This is a genomic window from Brevibacterium sp. (genome assembly GCF_031179145.1).
In the GTDB taxonomy this organism is placed as follows: Bacteria; Actinomycetota; Actinomycetes; order Actinomycetales; family Brevibacteriaceae; genus Brevibacterium.
Window position 1 is genome coordinate 185,938 of the sequence record NZ_JAPSIB010000004.1, and the last position, 18,673, is coordinate 204,610.

An 18,673-nucleotide genomic window follows, 5' to 3' on the forward strand; every position below is an offset into this window, starting at 1 on the left:
GATCGTGTGCGAGCCCGCGCTCGTGTGCGCGGACTCGAAAACCTTAGCTCACGAAGCTTCGTACGTGCACTCCACCCACGCCCGGCCGATGCCCTTGAAGAACATGTTGAAGCCGGCGTAGGCGGGAGAGGCGGACTCGTCGAGCCCCAGCTTCTCCGACAGGGCGGTGACGATGAAGAAGTAACGGTGCGGTCCGTGTCCGGCCGGCGGGGCGGCGCCGATGAAGCGCGGTTCGCCGGCGTCGTTGCGCAGGGTCACGGTTCCCGGCGGCAGCAAGTCGGCCGCGGGGTTGCCCGCGTCCGTGGGCAACGACGTGGTGGAGACGTCGAGGTCGGTGACGACCCAGTGCCAGAAGCCTGATCCCGTGGGTGCGTCGGGGTCGTAGCAGGTCACAGCGAAGGCCTGCGTCTCCTCCGGGAAGCCGGACCACGACAGCTGCGGCGACTTGTCCTCACCGCCCTCGACTCCCATCATCCCCGAGCGCTGCGGTGCGGGCACTTCGCCACCGTTCTCAAGGTCGGTGCTCGTGACGGTGAAGGTGGGAAGTTCCGGGAGGTTGTAGAACGGTGAGTTGGCACTCATGGATTGACTCCTTAGGCGGTGGGTCCTTCGTGCTTACGCTTCCGAGACAACAGCAAAGCGGAGAGTTCGTCAACCCTGAGCTTTCCGGCCAGCACCGCGCACACCGCCTCGGTGATCGGCAGGTCCACGCCGTACTTCTTCCCCAGAGCAAGGACGGCGGGAGCCGATTTCACCCCTTCCGCGGTCTGTGAAGTGTGGGCGATGACGTCCTCCAGGCTCATCCCCTCGCCGAGGTGACGGCCGAAGGTCCGGTTCCGCGACAGCGGTGAGGCGCAGGTGGCCACCAGATCGCCGAGACCGGCGAGCCCCGAGAGTGTGTGGGCCTCGGCCCCCATCGCCACCGCCAGCCGGGATGTCTCGGCGAGTCCGCGGGTGATGATCGAGGCTTTCGAATTGTCGCCGAGGCGCTGTCCGTCGGCGATCCCCACCGACAGTGCGATGACGTTCTTCACGGCTCCGCCCATCTCGACGCCGACGACGTCGGTGTTCGTATAGGGACGGAAGTAGGCGTTGGCGGACAGCTCGGCGACCACCTCGGCGGTCTCGATGCTCTCGGAGGCCACGACGGTGGCCGTGGGCTGCTGGTCGGCGATCTCCCGGGCGAGGTTGGGCCCGGAGACGACGGCGATCTGCGTGGTCTCGACCTGGGCGACCTCGGCGATGACCTCGGACATACGTTTGCCGGTCTCGACCTCGATGCCCTTCATCAGGCTGACGAGACGGACGCCGGGGCGGAGGTGCGGGCGCCACCGGCTGAGATTGGCACGCAGGGTCTGCGCGGGCACGGCGAGGACGATCACCTCGGCGTCGGTGACGGCGGCGATGTCGTCACTCGTGGCAGTCAGCAGCTCGGGCAGCCGGCGCTCACCGAGGTAGCGGGAGTTGGTGTGGGCGGTGTTGATCTCCTCGGCGACCTCGGAGCGCCTGGCCCAGAGGGTGACGGGGAATCCGGCGTCAGCGATGACGGCGGCGTACGTGGTGCCCCACGATCCTGCGCCCAGCACTGCGGTCTTCTTCACGGTCACTCGCCTACCTCCTCGGTCATGAATCTGTGTGGGACGTCGCGACCGGAGAGGTCGCCGACCATCGTGGCGATGGTGTTGGCCAACCGGCGGGTGAGAATCGTCTTCGACTTGTTCTCCTCACGTGCCTGCCACAGGTCGTGGTACTCGATCGGCTCACCGAAGCGCACCACCGAGGTGTGTCGCAGCGGTCGCAGGCGCGGCACCTTCGTGCCCCGGGGTTTGACGTCCTCGAGGCCCCAGTGGGCGACCGGGATGATCGGAGCCGCGGTCTCGAGTGCGAGCCGAGCCGTGCCGGTCTTGAAGTGCTGGGGCCAGAAGCCCTCGTCCTTCGTCAGCGTGCCCTCGGGGTAGATGACGACGACCTCTCCGCGGCGCAGCGCCTCCTTGGCGTATTCGAGGGAGTCCCCCGCCTGCGCCGAGGCACGCAGCACCGGGATCTGGCCGAGGCCTTTGAGGATGACGCCGAGCGCCCCGGTGAACAGCGACGACTTCGCGAGGAAGTGCGGGAGCCGACCGTTGCGCCAGACGGCGAGGCCGACGAGGACCGGGTCGAGGTGGTTCGCATGGTAGGCCGCGACGATGGCACCTGTCTTCTGCGGCAGGTTCTCCGGGTTCTCGACCTTGATCTTCGAGGCCAGCCGGAACAGCCCGTAGGCCGTCGAGGCGACGACGAAGGCGACTTTGCGCTGGGATCTGACTGACGCCGGGTCGAAGGAGACCAGCACCTCGTCAGCGCTCATGCCGCGACCTCGGCCCCCAGGGCCAGGAGTTTGTCGAGGAAGTTCTCGTAGCCGCGGTTGATGAGCTCGATCCCATGCACCTCGGAGGTTCCACGTGCGGCCAGGGCCGCGATGAGGTGGCTGAAGCCGCCGCGGAGGTCGGGGACGTCGATGCGTGCGCCGCGGAGTTCGGTGGGCCCGGACACGACGGCTGAGTGCTTGTAGTTGCGGCGGCCGAATCGGCAGGGGGTGCCGCCGAGGCATTCGCGGTAGAGCTGGATCTTCGCGCCCATCTCGACCAGCGCGTCGGTGAAGCCGAAGCGGTTCTCGTACACGGTCTCATGGATGATGGACAGACCTTCGGCCTGGGTCATCGCGACGACGAGGGGCTGCTGCCAGTCGGTCATGAAGCCCGGGTGGACATCGGTCTCCAGCGCGAAGGAGGACAGGCGACCGCCGGGGTGTCGGAAGCGGATGCCGGTCTCCGAGACGTCGAATTCCCCGCCGATCTTGCGGAAGATGTTGAGGAAGGTGATGAGCTCGGGCTGGGAGGCGCCCTCGACGAAGATGTCGCCGCCGGTGGCCAGCGCCGCGCACGCCCAGGAGGCGGTCTCGTTGCGGTCGGGCAGCGCCCGGTGGACGAAGCCGCCGAGGCTCTCCACGCCTTCGATGCGCACGACGCGATCGGTGTCGACGGTGATGATGGCGCCCATCTTCTGCAGCAGGGCGATGAGGTCCATGATCTCGGGTTCGATGGCCGCGTTGCGCAGCTCCGTCACGCCGTCAGCGCGAACCGCGGTGAGCAGCACCTGCTCGGTGGCGCCCACGGAGGGGTAGGGCAGTTTGACCTTCGTGCCCTGCAGCCGGTTCTCGGCCGAGAGCATGATGCCGCCGGGGGTCTTGTCGACTTCGGCGCCGAACTTGCGCAGCACGTCGAGGTGGAAGTTGATCGGACGATCGCCGATGTGGCATCCCCCGAGGTCGGGGATGAAGGCCTGACCCAGCCGGTGGAGCAGCGGTCCGCAGAAGAGGATCGGGATCCGGGAGGACCCGGCGTGGGCGTCGATGTCGACGATCGATCCCTGCGCGACGTCGTAGGGATCGAGGTGGAGCTCGCCGTCGGGCAGGTCGCCGTCCGGGGCGGAGGTGACGCGCACACCGTGCAGTTCAAGCAGCCCGGTGACGATCTCCACGTCCCTGATCTTCGGCACCCCGCGCAGCACCGAGGGGGTCTCTCCCAGGAGGGAGGCCACCATGGCCTTCGGCACCAGGTTCTTGGCACCCCGGACCTGGACGGTTCCACCGAGCGGGTTTCCGCCGCGAACTTCGAGCATGTTTCTCCCTGCGTCACACATGGACAGGCCGTTCGAGAACTCGTCGCGAAGGCCGGTTCGGACTCGTCCAAGACTAGCGCAGATGATGGTTGGGCTCCTCAGCCGCGAGCCCACTTCCGCCCGGGTATTCGTCACACCCGGGCGGGTGCGATCACACTTCGGCAGGCCTCGTCACACTTTGGCGGGCAGGGTGCGCGGTTTGAAATTCGGCCGTTTGGCCTCGAATGCCTCGATCTCATCCGCTTTGGCCAAGGTCAGGCTGATGTCGTCGTACCCTTCGAGCAGACGCCAGCGCGTGTAGTCGTCGATCTGGAACGGCACGGTGACGGTGTCGCACGTGACGGTTTTCTCACCCAGATCGACCGTGATCGAGGTCCCTGGATGGTTCTCGAGGATCTTCCAGATCAGTTCGATGTCGTCCTGCTCCAGCTGCGCGGCGAGCAGGCCCTCCTTGCCGGAGTTGCCGCGGAAGATGTCGCCGAAGCGGGAGGACAGGACGACCTTGAAGCCGTAGTCCTTGAGCGCCCAGACGGCGTGCTCGCGGGAGGAACCGGTGCCGAAATCCGGTCCGGCCACGAGCACGGAGCCCGCCGAGAACGCCGGATCGTTGAGGATGAAGTCCTCGGCGGTGCGCCAGCGGTAGAACAGTGCATCCTCGAAGCCGGTGCGGGTGACGCGCTTGAGGAACTTGGCCGGGATGATCTGGTCGGTGTCGACGTTCGAGCGGCGCAGGGGCACGCCGATGCCGGTGTGAGTGGTGAAGGCTTCCATTGTCTTGAGTTCTCTCCTCAGGCGTTCGACGACACAGGGGTCAGGGTCAGCCCCTGGCTGGGGTCCCATTTCACCGGCTGGGCGTCGCGCGGCACATCGGCGACGTCACCGGGCGAGGACAGGGTGCCCCTGACAGCGGTGGCGGCTGCGACCAGCGGTGACACCAAGTGGGTGCGCCCTCCCTTGCCCTGCCGGCCCTCGAAGTTGCGGTTGGACGTCGAGGCGCAGCGTTCGCCCTCGGCCAGCTGGTCCGGGTTCATGCCCAGGCACATCGAGCAGCCGGCGAAACGCCATTCCCCACCGAAGTCCTTGAAGATCCTGTCGAGCCCCTCGGCCTCGGCCTGCAGGCGGACCTTGGCGGAGCCGGGAACGACCATGAAGCGGACGTTGTCAGCCTTCTTCCGGCCGCGAACCACCTCGGCGGCGGCGCGCAGATCCTCGATCCGGGAGTTCGTGCACGAGCCGAGGAACACGGTGTCGACGGCGATCTCGCGCAGCGGAGTGCCCGGGGTCAGCCCCATGTAGGCCAGCGCATTGTGGGCGGCGACCTTGTCGTTCTCGTCGGTGAAGTCATCGGGATCGGGAACGGATGCCGACAGCGGCAGGCCCTGGCCGGGGTTGGTCCCCCAGGTCACGAAGGGCTCGATGTCCTCGGCATGGAGCACTACCTCGGCGTCGAAGATCGCGTCCTCGTCGGTGTAGAGGGTCTTCCAGTATTCGACGGCGGCGTCCCAGTCCTCGCCGGTCGGGGCGTGGGGACGGCCTTTGACGTAGTCGAAGGTGGTCTCGTCCGGGGCGACCATGCCGGCCCGGGCGCCGGCCTCGATCGACATGTTGCAGATCGTCATCCTCGCTTCCATCGACAGTGCGCGGATCGCGGAGCCCCGGTATTCGAGCACATAGCCCTGGCCGCCGCCGGTGCCGATCTTCGCGATGATGGCGAGGATGATGTCCTTCGCGCTCGACCCCTCGGGCAGTTCACCGTCGACGGTGATCGACATCGTCTTGAACGGTTTGAGGCTCAGCGTCTGAGTGGCGAGCACATGCTCGACCTCGGAGGTGCCGATGCCGAAGGCCAGTGCTCCGAAGGCCCCGTGGGTGGAGGTGTGCGAGTCGCCGCAGACGACGGTGGTTCCGGGCTGGGTCAGGCCCAGCTGCGGGCCGACGACGTGGACGATGCCCTGCTCGGCGTCGCCGAGGCTGTGCAGGCGGATGCCGAATTCCTTCGCGTTCCTGCGCAGGGTGTCGATCTGCGTGCGCGAGGTCGGTTCGGCGATCGGCTTGTCGATGTCCCAGGTCGGAGTGTTGTGGTCCTCCGTGGCGATCGTCAGGTCGGGGCGGCGCACGGGGCGCCCGGCGAGTCGGAGTCCGTCGAAGGCCTGCGGGCTCGTGACCTCATGCACGAGGTGGAGATCGATGTAGATGAGATCGGGCGCACCGTCCTCGCCCTGAGAGACGACGTGATCGGCCCAGACCTTCTCGGCCAAAGTGCGTGGCATGATTCCTCCCGCGGTACGGACGTTTCCCGTACCTGCTGTGCTTCTTCGACGGCGGTGTTGGGCCGTCAATGACATTTTCCGGCACACCGGTGGTGGCCGTAAGAGGAATCTACTCGCCCGTATCGCAATTTGAACTTGCATCTCGCCCAATGAGACACGCACAATGGGTGTTATGACAAGCAATGGTAGCGGCGTCGGGGTCATCGACAAGGCCGCAATGGTTCTCTCCGCACTCGAGGCCGGACCCGCCTCTCTCGCTGAGCTCGTCTCATTGACCGGACTGGCTCGACCCACCGCGCATCGCCTGGCCGTTGCCCTCGAATTCCACCGCATCGTCGGCCGCGATCTGCAGGGACGCTTCGTGCTCGGCCCCCGGCTGGCCGAACTGTCCTCGGCCGCTGGAGAGGACCGTCTGCTGGCCGCAGCGGGCCCGGTGCTCGCCCAGCTGCGGGATCAGACGGGTGAGTCCGCGCAGCTGTTCCGTCGGCAGGGTGATCTGCGCCTGTGCGTGGCCGCCGCCGAACGTCCGGTGGGGCTGCGGGATTCGGTGCCGATCGGCGCCACCCTGAGCATGCGCGCCGGCTCCGCGGCCCAGGTCCTCCTGGCTTGGGAGGAGCCCGATCGTCTCCACACCGGGCTGCGCGGCGCCCGGTTCTCCGCAACCATGCTCTCCGGAGTCCGGCGCCGAGGCTGGGCGCAATCGATCGCCGAACGCGAGCGCGGGGTCGCCTCCGTCTCGGCCCCCGTCCGCGGTCCGAGCAACCGGGTCGTCGCCGCCGTGTCGATCTCCGGTCCGGTCGACCGTCTCACCCGGCAGCCGGGCCGCCTCCACGCGAAGTCGGTCATCGATGCCGCCCGCACCCTGACGGAGGCCCTCGTCCGCGGGTGACATTGCGCGGGGGCGTCGTGGGCGGGTCTGCATTGCGCGGGGCCTCGTGCGCGGGTCTGCATTGCGCACGGTCCTCGTCCTCAGCGAGCTGTGAGACCAGTGCCGTGGTCCTGACAGGGCGTCCTGATAGGTTGCTGGTGTCCGAACTCATCTCGTCAGAAGGAGGACATTCATGTCCACTCCCCACGATCCCCGCGAACCGAAGAATGGTGACGACAGCGCTCGAGAAACGCAGGACGGCGACTCTCAGAAGCCCGTTGCCGACGATCAGGCGGCATCGGATTCGCCGGATGAAGGCACCCGCTCGCCCTACTCCTCCGATAGCCGCGATGCGGACGGAGATTCCCGCTACCAGCCGGGACACAGCCAGTCACGTGAGTACGCAACCGATCCCTACGCTTCGAGCGGTTACGACGCGGGCCAGCCCCAGCAGGGCCGGCCCCAGCCGGGGCAGCCGAGTTCTGATGCCTATGGCTCGAGCCCATCGGCTCAGGCCCAGTACCAGCAGTACCAGCCTGGCCAGGACTATCAATCGACTCAGCAGTACCAGTCGGGCCAACCCCACTACCAGTCCGGTCAGCCCCATTACCAGTCCGGTCAGCCCCACTATCAGTCGGGTCAGCCCCACTATCAGTCGGGTCAGCCCCAAGGCGGCCATCCCGGCTCCGGCGCAGATCCTCACCAGGGCGGTCAGCCTTCGCAGGGCCAGAATCAATCAGGCGCCCAGTACCAGCCGGGACCCTACGTGGCACACCAGCCCGGTCAGGATCCCTACGGCGTCCACGATCAGCATTCGGGCCGGAGCAAACCGGCTGGGTTCTTCAAATCGCTGTTCGACTTCCGCTTCAACAGCTTCATCGCAGTGCGCTGGGCGGGGATCATCTACATCATCACGGTCATCGTCGCCGCACTGTCCTGGATCGGGACGATCATCAGCTCGATCATGGTCGGAATCGCCGCCGGCGCGGCCACGAACTACTACGTCGGCGGAGCCTACGACGACTCCCCGGGATTCAGCCCCTGGCCTCTGATCTTCGCCATTCTCTTCGGTTGGATCATTCCCCTGCTCTGGGTGATCTTCGTTCGCCTCGTCCTCGAACTCGTGGTGTCCTCGGTCAAGACCGCCGAGCACACGAAGACGATCGCCGATTCAGTCGGCAGATGAATGCACAGGTGCCGGGCCCGACTCTTCCAGTCAGGCCCGGCTCCGGGCATCCGCTCCCCCACATCAGGCTCCGGAACGCCGGCGAGCTGACAGAGAACGGGCGTGAATTAGAGTGAGCCCCACACCGATTCAACGATGTGAGGCTCAACCGTACCCCCGAGCAGATTCGAACTGCCGTTACCGCCTTGAGAGGGCGGCGTCCTAGGCCACTAGACGACGGGGGCCGAAGACATACCAGAAACTGATTCCTGACACTGTCAGCTGGGGTACCAGGACTTGAACCTAGACTAAATGTACCAGAAACACTCGTGCTGCCAATTACACCATACCCCATTGCATTTCAAGTCCTTCCCCGAAGGGATTTCCCTGAGCAACGAGATATAACTCTACACAACGCACGCGCCCGGAAACAAATCCGAGGGGGCTGTTTTCGGTGTGATCTCCTTAACAGTCACGAGCCAAGGAGATGAGTCGATCGAGGACTCGGTAGCCGTCCGCACGCAGACCGTTGTGCTCGTACTCGTTCGTCACCCAGGGCTTCACCCCGTCGAGAAGCGCCGCCGTGGCCAGCGACTGCTCTTGCGGGACATAGGCGTCCTCGAAGTACACAGCGGCGGCTCCCCGCACCGTCGAGGCGCCCAGCGCGTCGACGTCGTAGAGCTTCGGCCATTGCCGCCCGGCGATCACCTCGGCGACGTCCGCGAACGGCGCGAGCTCAGGATCCTCCGTGAACGACTCCGGTCCGGCATGCTCCCCTGCCAGCAGGGTCGGATCCGCGCGCACGTCCGCAGGCATCGCACGTCTAGCCGCCCACTCGGTGCTCGTGCCGTCGGCCCAGCAGGATTCGTGGATGACCGCATAGAGCGGGTTGCGCCCCGAAAAGGGAATGCTCGCCGCGAGATCGTGACGAAACGCCGCTGAGGCGGTGTCCAGGTCAAGCAGATGGTGCAGCTTCTCCGGACCGTCGGAGGCGCCGAGGTAGTGGCCGAGCAGCCGCAGTCGTTCGGTCGTCGCCCGTGCCCCGCCGGGCAATGCGATGCCCCCTTTCACGGAGGCGAGGTCGGCCAGGCGCGCCATCTTCTCGCGGTCGCCGGGGAAGGCTCGGTAGTGCTGCTCGGACTTGCGCTTCATCCCCTCCCAGGTGGTCGCGTACACGGTGGCGGGATCGGCGCCGATGGCGGGCAGGCCACCGGTGAAGTACACCTCGTCCAGCGACTCGGAATAGGCGGAGACGTATCGCAGGGCAGTGAACCCGCCGAACGACTGGCCGAGCAGTGACCACTTCTCGATGCCGAGTTCGCTGCGCAGAAGCTCGGCGTCCTCGACGATGGAGTTCGCCCGGTAGTGGCTGAGCTGTTCGGCGATGGCGTGCGGGTCGCCAGTGGGTTCGATGAGCCCGGTGATCGTGCCTGCGACGGAGCCGATCGGACTCGACCGGCCCGTGCCTCGCTGATCGAGCAGGACGACCTGGAAGTCCTCCAGGGCTCTGGCCTGCCACGAGCTGGAGCCCACGGGCGTGGTTGGGCGCGGAGCTTCGAAGCCCGGGCCGCCTTGAAGGAACACGAGATACGGTTTCGTGCTCTTCGCCTCGGTGGCCATGATCCGGGCGAAGACGTGAAGGGTCCTCTGCTCAGTGCCACCAAGACTGCCGTTCCCACCGAAGTGGTCGAAGGGCACGTCCAGGCTCACGTCGCGGAGGTGGAGTCCTCCGCGACGTGAGCTGCTGACCTCGATCACAGCTGGTCCTTGAGCGCTCCCAGCCGGCGCAGGGACGAGTCCTTGCCGAGGATCTCCATCGACTCGAACAGCGGGGGCGAGATCCGGCGTCCGGACACGGCCACGCGCAGCGGACCGTATGCCAGTCGCGGTTTGATCCCCATCTCGTCGACGAGCTTCGCCTGCAGGACCTCCTGCAGCTTGTCGGTCGTCCAGTCCTCGAGGCCCTCGAGCACGCTGAGAGCGGCGTCGAGCACCTCGGGGGCCGAGTCCTTGAGGGTCTTCAGCCCATCCTCGGCCATGGTGAGTTCGGCATCGGGAGTGAAGAGGAAGGCCAGCAGATCGGGAGCCTCACCGAGCAGGTTCATTCTGGTCTGGACCAGGGGTGCGGCCTGGTCGAGGATCGCGAGCTGTTCGGCGCTCGGTTCGGCGGGGAGCACCTCGGCGGACTGGAGGTAGGGCACGAGGCGGTCGCGGAAGTCGGCCGGGTCGAGGAGGCGGATGTGGTCGGCGTTGATGGCGGTGGCCTTCTTCACGTCGAACCGCGCCGGGTTGGGCAGCACGTCGTGGATGTCGAATGCGGCGACGAACTCGTCGACGGAGAACACGTCGCGGTCAGGGCCGATGGACCAGCCGAGGAGGGCCAGGTAGTTGATGAACCCTTCGGGGATGAATCCGTTGTCGCGGTGGAGGAACAGGTTCGACTCGGGGTCACGCTTCGACAGCTTCTTGTTGCCCTCGCCCATGACGTAGGGCAGGTGCCCGAACTCAGGGGTCGCCTCGGCGATGCCGATCGACTTGAGCGCTTCGTAGAGCACGATCTGGCGCGGAGTCGAGGACAACAGGTCCTCGCCGCGGAGCACATGGGTGATGCCCATGAGCGCGTCATCGACGGGATTGACCAGGGTGTAGAGCGGCTGGCCGTTGGCGCGGACGACCACGAAGTCGGGGATGGTGCCGGCGCGGAACGTGATGTCACCACGGACGAGGTCGGTGAAGGTGATGTCCTCATCGGGCATCCGCACGCGCCATACGGGTTCGCGACCTTCGGCCTTGAATGCGGCGATCTGCTCCGCAGTGAGGTCGCGGTCGTAGCCGTCGTAGCCCAGCTTCGGGTCGCGGCCGGCAGCCTTGTGCCGAGCTTCGACCTCTTCATTGGTCGAGTAGGACTCGTAGATGTGACCGCCTGCCTTGAGCTTCTCGATCACTTCGGCGTAGATGTCGCCGCGCTGGGACTGGCGGTACGGTCCGTCGGGCCCTCCCACCTCGATGCCTTCGTCCCAGTCGAGCCCGAGCCACTTCATCGCCTCGACGACCTGGCCGAAGCTCTCCTCCGAGTCGCGAGCTACGTCCGTGTCCTCGATGCGGAAGACGAACTTTCCGCCGGTGTGCTTCGCGTAGGCCCAGTTGAACAGGGCGGTGCGAACCATGCCGACGTGCGGGGTGCCGGTGGGTGATGGGCAGAAACGAACTTTGACGCTCACAGTTGTCCTCTTGGATCAGTGGTGGAAGGTGCGGGTGGTGAAAGTGCTGGGTGCTGAGTCAGGCGTCCATGACGGGGTTGGACAGCACGCCGAGTCCCTCGATGGCGATGTCGACACGGTTTCCGGCCACGATCTGGCCGACTCCCGCCGGGGTGCCGGTGAGGATGACGTCGCCGGGCAGCAGGGTGATGGTCTCCGACAGGTGTTCGATGAGGGTGGGGACGTCGAAGATGAAGTCCTCGGTGTTCCCGTCCTGCTTGAGGTCACCGTCGACCCACGACCGGATGCCGAGGTGGTCGACGTCGAGTTCCGTCTCGATCCACGGGCCCAGCGGGCACGAGGTGTCAAACCCTTTGGCTCGCGACCACTGCTTGTCCGACTTCTGGATGTCGCGCAGTGTCACGTCGTTGCCGGCGGTGTAACCGAGCACATGGTCGTAGGCGTTCTCCGCCTTCACCCCTTTGGACACCCGTCCGATGATGACGGCGAGCTCTGCCTCGTAGGAGACGTATTCGCTGATGGCGGGCAGGCGGATCGGATCGCCGGGTCCGATCACCGAAGTGTTGGGCTTGAAGAACGTCAGCGGGCTGACGGGTACCTCGTTGCCGAGTTCGGCGGCGTGATCGGCGAAGTTGCGTCCGACTCCGATGACTTTGGAGCGAGGCAGAATCGGGCTCAGCAATCGGACGTCGTCGAATTTCAGCCGCTCCCCCGTCGACTGGGCTGGGGCGAAGAAGGGGTCCGAGTCGAGGACTGCGAGGCTGAGGCCCGAGGTGTCCCACCGACCGTCGACGATGTCGGGGACTTCTCCTTCGACCACTCCGTATTTGGGTTCGTCCTGGTGCACAAATCTGGCAATTCGCATGGGTCCAGTCTAGTCACCGCCGAAACCGCCGACATTCCGCCGGGCCCGCTGGCTCGGGACTACCATGAGATCGGATCGATGATCTTCAGCGTCAATCAGAATTGAGTGACCATCATGACGACAGCCGACCACGACGTCTACATCGCCGCGGCGCCCGAGGCATTCCAGCCGGAACTGCAGCGATTGCGCACTCTCCTGGCCCGCACCCTGCCTGACGCAGAAGAGATCGTCGCCTACAACATGCCCGGCTTCAGGGTCGGTGGCACGATCGTCGCAAGCTATGCGGCATTCAGCAGGCAATGCGGGCTCTACCTCCTCCCGGGTGCCATCTCCGCCCACGCCGAGGAGATCGCAGCCGCCGGCTTCAAGGCCACCAAGACCGGCATCACCTTCTCAGCGCGCAAGCCGATTCCGGATGATCTCGTCGGCAAGCTGGTCAGGTCGTCACGGCAGGACGCAGAGGTCTGAGTCCTGCACCTGACGCGGCCCCGAGGCGCAGAGCTGCGCCTGCCTGAGACACTGGGACCATGCACCACTTCGATCTGGCGAGCATCGCCGCAGGACTGCCGGCTGCCGCGCTCATCGACGAGGTCGATCGGGCCGGGCTCGGACGCTTTCCCCGGCTCGTCGTCGAGGCCCCTCCCGGCACCGGGAAGACGACCTTGGTCCCGCCGCTCATCGCCGAACACATCATCGCTGGTCACGAGACCAGCGGAAGCCAGGGAACCGGAGGCAGGAGTTCCCGCGGAACCGCGGGGCGCGTCATCGTCACCCAGCCGCGACGGATGGCTGCCCGGGCCGCGGCCAGGCGACTGGCGCAGCTGACGGGGACCCACCTCGGCGGGGACATCGGCTTCACCGTCCGAGGTGAGTCGAAGACGTCGGCGCGCACGCTCATCGAATTCGTCACCACCGGTGTGCTGGTGCGTCGGCTGCTCGCAGACCCCGAGCTCGACGGCGTCGCAGCGGTGATCCTCGACGAGGTGCACGAACGTCATCTGGACACCGACCTCGCGTTTGCGATGTGTCGGGAGCTCGTCGACCTGCGCGAGGACCTCAGCCTCGTCGTCATGTCGGCGACTCTCGACGCCGCCCAGTGGGGCGCTCGCCTCGGCGCCGCTCACCTGTCCGTGGCCGCGCAGATCCACCCGCTCGCCGTCCGGTGGGCGCCTCCGGCGCGGAGGCCGCTTGACGCTCGTGGGGTGACGTGGGACTTCCTCGATCATGTGGCCCGGACGACGCTGCTTGCCCTCGACGAGCACCGGCACGGGGACGTGCTCGTCTTCGCACCCGGCGCCCGCGAGGTCGAGGAGATCGCTGCGCGGATCCTGCGCGGACTGCCCGAGGGGAAGCCGGACTCCGACATCGAGGTCCACACGCTGACCGGGCGCACCCCGTCTCACTCCCAGGATGCGATCCTGCGGCCGCATGCGACCGAGGGGGTCCGCCGAGTGATCGTCTCCACCTCCGTCGCCGAATCCGCGCTCACGGTGCCGGGTGTGCGGATCGTCGTCGACTCCGGGCTGGCCCGTGGTCCCCGGCTCGACACCCGCCGCGGAATGTCCGGCCTGGTCACCACCCGCGAATCGAAAGCCTCAGGGCTGCAGAGAGCCGGCCGTGCGGCCCGCCTGGGACCGGGTGTGGTCTACCGATGCCTGTCGGAATCCGATTGGGCGGCCCTGCCGGAGCACACGCCCCCAGAGGTGCTGACCTCCGATCTCACGTCGGCAGTCCTCGACCTCGCCGTGTGGGGTGGGGACGCGGGACTGCTTCCGGATCCCCTGCCAGAGGGTCCGCGGCGACTGGCCGAAGGCAACCTCGTGGCGCTGGGTGCTCTCGAAATGGCCGGCGCTCTCGAACCGACCGGCGCGCTCGAACCCGCGAAGAGGGAAGCCGCCACCGCGTTTCGCGTCACCGACCTCGGCCGTCGGATCGCGCGGATTCCCGCCTCTCCGTGGTCGGCGCGCGGGCTGCTCGACGGCGCCGCGATGCTCTCAGCGACCCGGGCCGCCGAGGCGATCGCCACGATCGAATCCGATCAGCGCGCGCCCGGAGCGGACCTGGTGGAGAAGCTGAAGGAGCTGCGCCGCTCGGGCGATCGGCGGTTCCGGCAGGAGGTTGCCCGATTCGAACGGCTCGCCGACGGCCAGCCATCACGCACCTCTCTGTCCCCGGACGAACTCGGTCTCGTGGTCGCGCTCTCCTTCCCCCAACAGATCGCGCGGCGGCGCAGCGCCTCGGACTCGGAGTACCTGCTTGCCTCAGGCACGGCCGCGTCACTGCCCCGCAATTCCCCTCTCGCATCGAGTGCCTGGCTGGCGATCTCCGAAGTCGGCCTCTCCACCGGGCGTGCGGTCATCCGCGCTGCCGCGCCGATCGACCAGGACACCGCCGAATTCGCCGCTGCGGGGCTGCTCACGACAACCGAGGAGGCCACCTTCGACCAGGGTCGGGTGCGCGCCGTGCGCCACCACCGCCTCGGCGCCATCGAACTCTCCGCCACCCCGATCCGCGCGAGCACCGTACTCGCGCGGAAGGCAGTTGCGGAATCGGTGCGCGAGCGCGGAGCCCAGGCTGTGCTGCGACCGGGCCAGGAGTTCGAGGGGCTGCGGCGGAGGATCGGTCTGCTGCACGCCGTATATGGCGATCCGTGGCCGGACGTGCAGTGGGCGCACCTGTCACGGACGCTGACCGATTGGGCTCCGGCGGCTCTCGATCGGATCGCCTCGGGAACCGACCCTGCCTCGATCGATCTGATCTCGGCGCTGCGGACCCTGCTGCCCTGGCCCGAGGCCGGTCGCCTCGACGAGCTCGCCCCCGCAGCATTGACGGTGCCCAGTAGTTCCCGGATCCGGCTCGACTACCCGGATCCGGATGCGGCCGACCCCGTGCTCCCGGGCGACCCTGCGTTCCCGGGCGGCGGCGCCGACAAGGCTGCGGCGACCGAGACGAAGGGACGTGGACCTGCCATCGCTGGGCCTGTGCTGGCCGTCAAACTCCAGGAGTGCTTCGGCTGGACGACCGCGCCGACGGTGTGCGAGGGGAGGGTGCCGGTCGTCATCCACCTGCTCTCTCCCGCCCGGCGTCCGCTGGCTGTGACCAGTGACCTTGCATCGTTCTGGACCAACGCGTACCCGCATGTGCGGGCCGAGAACCGCGGGCGCTACCCCAAGCACCCCTGGCCCGAGGACCCGTGGACCGCGCCCGCCCAGCGCGGCACGAAGGGATCTGGAAGAATGGGGCGGTGATCTCCACCCTTGACCGCGCCACGCTCACGGCCGCCGAATGGCGTGCCGCCCGCGACGCCCATGCCGCTCGCGTCGCCGCGCGCACGGACGCCCACGTGGCTCGCCGGATGCGTGGTGAGAAGCACCCGGTCGAGGATTTCCTGTTCACCTACTACCCGTTCAAGGCCGGTCAGCTGGCGAAATGGAACCCGGGCCCGGGCGTGCGACTCGAGCTGGAGACGACCGAGGACGTCGAATGCTTCGACCGCCGCTGGTACAGGATCGATGACTCCCGCACCTGCGCCGAGGTCGACGTCGAGTCCTGGCGCGCCGACCGTGGCGATGGGGCGAAGTTCATCGCCTCCCTGTTGAGCTCCACGCTGCATCGGGAGGCGAACTTCGGCTGCTTCGGCATCCACGAGTGGGCGATGGTCTACAGGCTCAGCGAGGAGGAGCGCCGCCACCAACAGGTGCCGCTGCGGCTGAGCCCGGCCGAGACCGACGCCGTGGTCGAGGGCCACCGCATCCAGTGCTCGCACCATGACGCGTTCCGCTTCTTCACCGAACCGGCCCGCCCGCTCAACACACTGCAGCCTGCGCGCACGGACATGGTCGCCAATGAGCAGCCCGGATGCCTGCACGCGGGAATGGACCTCTACAAGTGGGCGATGAAGATCGGGCCGATCGCCCCATCGGACCTCGTGATCGACGCCTTCGACCTGGCGATGGACATCCGGATCCTCGACATGGAGGCCTCGCCCTATGACCTGCGATCCTGGGGATACGGCGTCGTCGCGATCGAGACCGCGGCCGGCAAAGCCGAATACATGGAGCGCCAGAAGTCCTTCTCCGCTCGGGCTCAGTCGCTGCGACAGCGTCTCCTCGATGCGCTCGCCGGCGTCGGCGTCGACCCCGCATAGGATCGTCCTATGCGCGCCATTGTCATCGACGAGTTCTCGTCGCTCCCCCAGTTGAGAGACATCGTCCCTCCCACCGCACCGGCAGACGGTGTGGTCATCCGTGTCGAGGCCACCGGTGTCTGCCGCAGTGACCATCATGCCTGGCTCGGCCACGACCCGACGATCTCCCTGCCCCACGTGCCCGGGCACGAACTGGTCGGCTGGATCGATTCGGCAGGCCCCGAGGTGGCGAAGTTCTCCGCCGGTCAGCGGGTCACAGTGCCTTTCGTCTGCGGCTGCGGCTCGTGCCGCTGGTGCCTGGGCGGCAATGCTCAGGTCTGTCCCGATCAGACTCAGCCCGGGTTCACCCATTACGGATCGTGGGCGGAGAAGGTCGTCATCCACAGCGCCGACGCCAACCTCGTGGCGGTCCCCGACGACTTGCCCGCGGCGAGTCTGGTGGGCCTCGGGTGCCGCTTCGCCACGGCCTTCCACGGGCTGGAAGTTCGGGCGAAACTGTCCCCGGGTGAGAGTGTCGCCGTGTTCGGCTGCGGCGGCGTCGGCCTGTCGGCGATCATGATCGCCCACGCTGTCGGCGCGGAGATCATCGCCCTCGACGTCAATGACGCGGCACTCGAGCGTGCCCGCGAGTACGGGGCCTCCCACACGATCAATGCCGCAGGCCTGAAATGGCAGGAGCTGGCCGCCGAGGTGGTCGCGCAGACCTCAGGAGGCGCGGCGGTGACCGTCGATGCGCTCGGCCGCGAGGACACGATCCGGGCGGCGATCAGCTCGTTGGCACCTTTGGGCCGTCACGTGCAGATCGGACTTCTCGCCGAGCCGCCGGTGCTCGACATGCCCCGGGTGATCGCCCTCGAACTCAGCGTCCTCGGCTCGCATGGCATGGCCGCCACTGAGTATCCTCCGATGCTGGATCTGGTGGTGCAGGGCAGACTGCGGCCCCAGGACCTCGTCACGAACGTCATCCGCCTCGAGGACGCCCCCGAAGCGCTGCGGGCCCTCGGCGAGAACCGGCAGACGGGTATGACGATCATCGAACTCTGAACTCGCGTCAGGACAGTGAGCGAATCGGGGTTGAACCCTCAGTGAGCCGGCTGGCGTCGGTCCTCAGACGAGTTTCGCCAGCAGCACCGGCTGAACCTGGCCGTCCCATGTGCCGAGCAGACGGCCCGGCTCCGGCGCGGCGGGAGCGCTGAGGTCGAGCTCATGCTCGACCTCGAAGGATGTCGCGTCCGCAACGGGTCCGGTGCCCTGCGCGAGAGCCACCTCGGTGATCTCCTCAGTCTTGTTGCCCTCGTCGTCGACGAGGTACTGCTTGGCCGATGTTCCCGACTCGGAGATCGTGCGCAGCAGCTGATCGGCGAACACTGGGTCGGCGAGGCCGTCGTAGACCCAGCGCCGCCCGAGGACCGAATGCGAAATCTCGGAGACGAAGGCGTCCTCGGCGTTCTCGAGCGGCTGACCGCGGTAGGTCAGTGGAATCTGGAAGACACGGTCACCCGTGCGCACGATATGAATCTCCACACCCACCTCGGCGGCGGGATCGTCGAAGCGATACGCGGTGACCTTCTCCAGCGGAGACGAGTCCAGGTCGATGCCGCGGGCCCACACCTGCTGCGGCAGCCACTCGGCGATGACGTCGATCTTGTCGGGACTCAGCTGTGCGTTGAAGATGTCTGCCATGTCAGGCCTTCCTGGTTCCGGGGATCCATTCTCCGTCGACGACGTCGTAGTCGGCGAAGATCGCGGGAGCTTCCTCACGCATGACCTCACCGATCTTGTTGAACACGAGGCGGATCTCCTCCTCGGCGCCCTTGGCCGTGCGCATCTCGACGACGTGGCGCAGGGAGCGCAGGTTCGCGGTGTAGACGATGCCGGTGGCCAGGCCCTCGGGGGCGAAGCGGCGCATGAACGAGGTCATGTGCTTCTTGTGCGCGAAGTTCGTCCCCTCCTCGTCGAGGGCGAAGTGCTCGGCCATCCACCGCTGGTGCTCTTCGAGGGTGTCGAGGACCCGGAGGGATCGTTCCATGAGCTCGGGATCCTCGCGCGCCCATTCGGGGAACCAGAACGGGATGTCGGCGAGGCGGACGTAGCGCAGGGATTCCTGCGAGAATGCGGAGCCCGCGCGGTGGCGGATGAGTTCGTGGGTGAGGACGCGGGAGACGTTGTGGAGGACGAAGGTGAAGTTCGCGTGCTCGAGGACGGAGCCGTGCTGGGAGGAGATGACGTTGCCGAGGTACTGCGCGGAATCCGTGCGCACGCGGGAGACGTTCGGGTTGAGGCCGGGCTCCCAGGAGCGATAGCACATGCGCCCCGAGAACTCGAGCAGGTCTTCGGCATCCGGGGAATCTGCTTCCTCCACGCGATCGGCCCAGGACGACCCGCCCACTTCGTCGAGGTATGTCCTCATCGCGTCCCAGTCGATGCTGGGCTTGGCGAGCAGTTCTACGGATGGTTCGACCTGGCGCATGGCTCTC

General features: G+C 67.0%; 17 protein-coding genes and 2 tRNA genes. 6 read left to right on the plus strand and 13 right to left on the minus strand.

Annotated features, from left to right (window positions below):
- Window positions 1–48 precede the first annotated feature (48 nt).
- The 6 genes from RIT73_RS05250 to leuC all read right to left on the minus strand — a co-directional run bounded on the left by RIT73_RS05250 (window position 49) and on the right by leuC (window position 5,930).
- Window positions 49–582: a YbhB/YbcL family Raf kinase inhibitor-like protein gene (locus RIT73_RS05250; protein ID WP_309131004.1), complete on the minus strand. Its 534-nt coding sequence runs from the start codon at window positions 580–582 to the stop codon at window positions 49–51.
- Window positions 583–593: 11 nt separating this feature from the next.
- Window positions 594–1,607: an NAD(P)H-dependent glycerol-3-phosphate dehydrogenase gene (locus RIT73_RS05255; RefSeq protein WP_309131005.1), complete on the minus strand. Its 1,014-nt coding sequence runs from the start codon at window positions 1,605–1,607 to the stop codon at window positions 594–596.
- Window positions 1,604–2,347: a lysophospholipid acyltransferase family protein gene (locus RIT73_RS05260; RefSeq protein ID WP_309131006.1), complete on the minus strand. Its 744-nt coding sequence runs from the start codon at window positions 2,345–2,347 to the stop codon at window positions 1,604–1,606. Before RIT73_RS05260 ends, RIT73_RS05255 begins: the two co-directional genes overlap by 4 nt.
- On the minus strand, window positions 2,344–3,660 hold the full coding sequence (gene murA / locus RIT73_RS05265) for a UDP-N-acetylglucosamine 1-carboxyvinyltransferase (protein WP_309131007.1): 1,317 nt from the start codon (window positions 3,658–3,660) through the stop codon (window positions 2,344–2,346). Before murA ends, RIT73_RS05260 begins: the two co-directional genes overlap by 4 nt.
- 171 nt (window positions 3,661–3,831) lie before the next feature.
- Window positions 3,832–4,431, minus strand: coding sequence for a 3-isopropylmalate dehydratase small subunit (gene leuD, locus RIT73_RS05270; RefSeq protein WP_309131008.1), 600 nt, complete (start codon window positions 4,429–4,431; stop codon window positions 3,832–3,834).
- A gap of 17 nt (window positions 4,432–4,448) precedes the next feature.
- Window positions 4,449–5,930: a 3-isopropylmalate dehydratase large subunit gene (gene leuC, locus RIT73_RS05275; RefSeq protein WP_309131009.1), complete on the minus strand. Its 1,482-nt coding sequence runs from the start codon at window positions 5,928–5,930 to the stop codon at window positions 4,449–4,451.
- 172 nt (window positions 5,931–6,102) lie between these two features.
- Between leuC and RIT73_RS05280 the strand changes: the two genes are divergently transcribed.
- Window positions 6,103–6,819, plus strand: a complete 717-nt coding sequence (locus RIT73_RS05280) for an IclR family transcriptional regulator (RefSeq protein ID WP_309131010.1) — start codon at window positions 6,103–6,105, stop codon at window positions 6,817–6,819.
- Window positions 6,820–6,991: 172 nt separating this feature from the next.
- Window positions 6,992–7,984 (plus strand): DUF4282 domain-containing protein, encoded by a 993-nt coding sequence (locus tag RIT73_RS05285; protein ID WP_309131011.1) that lies wholly within the window; start codon window positions 6,992–6,994, stop codon window positions 7,982–7,984.
- A gap of 151 nt (window positions 7,985–8,135) precedes the next feature.
- Here RIT73_RS05285 and RIT73_RS05290 read toward each other — a convergent pair.
- The 5 genes from RIT73_RS05290 to RIT73_RS05310 all read right to left on the minus strand — a co-directional run bounded on the left by RIT73_RS05290 (window position 8,136) and on the right by RIT73_RS05310 (window position 12,049).
- A tRNA-Glu gene (locus RIT73_RS05290) sits at window positions 8,136–8,208 on the minus strand.
- A gap of 37 nt (window positions 8,209–8,245) precedes the next feature.
- A tRNA-Gln gene (locus RIT73_RS05295) sits at window positions 8,246–8,317 on the minus strand.
- 111 nt (window positions 8,318–8,428) lie between these two features.
- The gene (locus tag RIT73_RS05300; protein WP_309131012.1) at window positions 8,429–9,721 is read right to left on the minus strand and encodes an alpha/beta fold hydrolase; all 1,293 of its coding nucleotides are present in this window, start codon (window positions 9,719–9,721) and stop codon (window positions 8,429–8,431) included.
- Window positions 9,718–11,184, minus strand: a complete 1,467-nt coding sequence (gene gltX, locus RIT73_RS05305; protein WP_309131013.1) for a glutamate--tRNA ligase — start codon at window positions 11,182–11,184, stop codon at window positions 9,718–9,720. The genes RIT73_RS05300 and gltX overlap by 4 nt, the downstream gene beginning before the upstream one ends.
- A gap of 58 nt (window positions 11,185–11,242) precedes the next feature.
- Window positions 11,243–12,049, minus strand: coding sequence for a fumarylacetoacetate hydrolase family protein (locus tag RIT73_RS05310; protein WP_309131014.1), 807 nt, complete (start codon window positions 12,047–12,049; stop codon window positions 11,243–11,245).
- A gap of 114 nt (window positions 12,050–12,163) precedes the next feature.
- On the opposite strand from RIT73_RS05310, the gene RIT73_RS05315 reads away from it, so the two are divergent.
- The 4 genes from RIT73_RS05315 to RIT73_RS05330 are packed head-to-tail and all read left to right on the plus strand — an operon-like array spanning window position 12,164 to window position 17,240.
- Complete coding sequence (locus tag RIT73_RS05315) at window positions 12,164–12,517, plus strand: DUF1801 domain-containing protein (protein ID WP_309131015.1); 354 nt, start codon at window positions 12,164–12,166, stop codon at window positions 12,515–12,517.
- 59 nt (window positions 12,518–12,576) lie between these two features.
- Entirely contained in the window at window positions 12,577–15,297 is a 2,721-nt protein-coding gene (gene hrpB, locus RIT73_RS05320; protein WP_309131016.1) for an ATP-dependent helicase HrpB, read from the plus strand.
- The gene (locus RIT73_RS05325; RefSeq protein ID WP_375294975.1) at window positions 15,297–16,196 is read left to right on the plus strand and encodes a 3-methyladenine DNA glycosylase; all 900 of its coding nucleotides are present in this window, start codon (window positions 15,297–15,299) and stop codon (window positions 16,194–16,196) included. The genes hrpB and RIT73_RS05325 overlap by 1 nt, the downstream gene beginning before the upstream one ends.
- A 9-nt stretch (window positions 16,197–16,205) precedes the next feature.
- Window positions 16,206–17,240, plus strand: coding sequence for a zinc-binding dehydrogenase (locus RIT73_RS05330; RefSeq protein ID WP_309131018.1), 1,035 nt, complete (start codon window positions 16,206–16,208; stop codon window positions 17,238–17,240).
- 63 nt (window positions 17,241–17,303) lie between these two features.
- Here RIT73_RS05330 and RIT73_RS05335 read toward each other — a convergent pair whose 3' ends face one another.
- A complete protein-coding gene (locus RIT73_RS05335) occupies window positions 17,304–17,879 on the minus strand; it encodes a hypothetical protein (protein WP_309131019.1) in 576 nt (191 codons plus the stop codon).
- 1 nt (window position 17,880) lies between these two features.
- The gene (gene thyX / locus RIT73_RS05340; RefSeq protein WP_309131020.1) at window positions 17,881–18,666 is read right to left on the minus strand and encodes an FAD-dependent thymidylate synthase; all 786 of its coding nucleotides are present in this window, start codon (window positions 18,664–18,666) and stop codon (window positions 17,881–17,883) included.
- Between the last annotated feature and the right edge of the window lie 7 nt (window positions 18,667–18,673).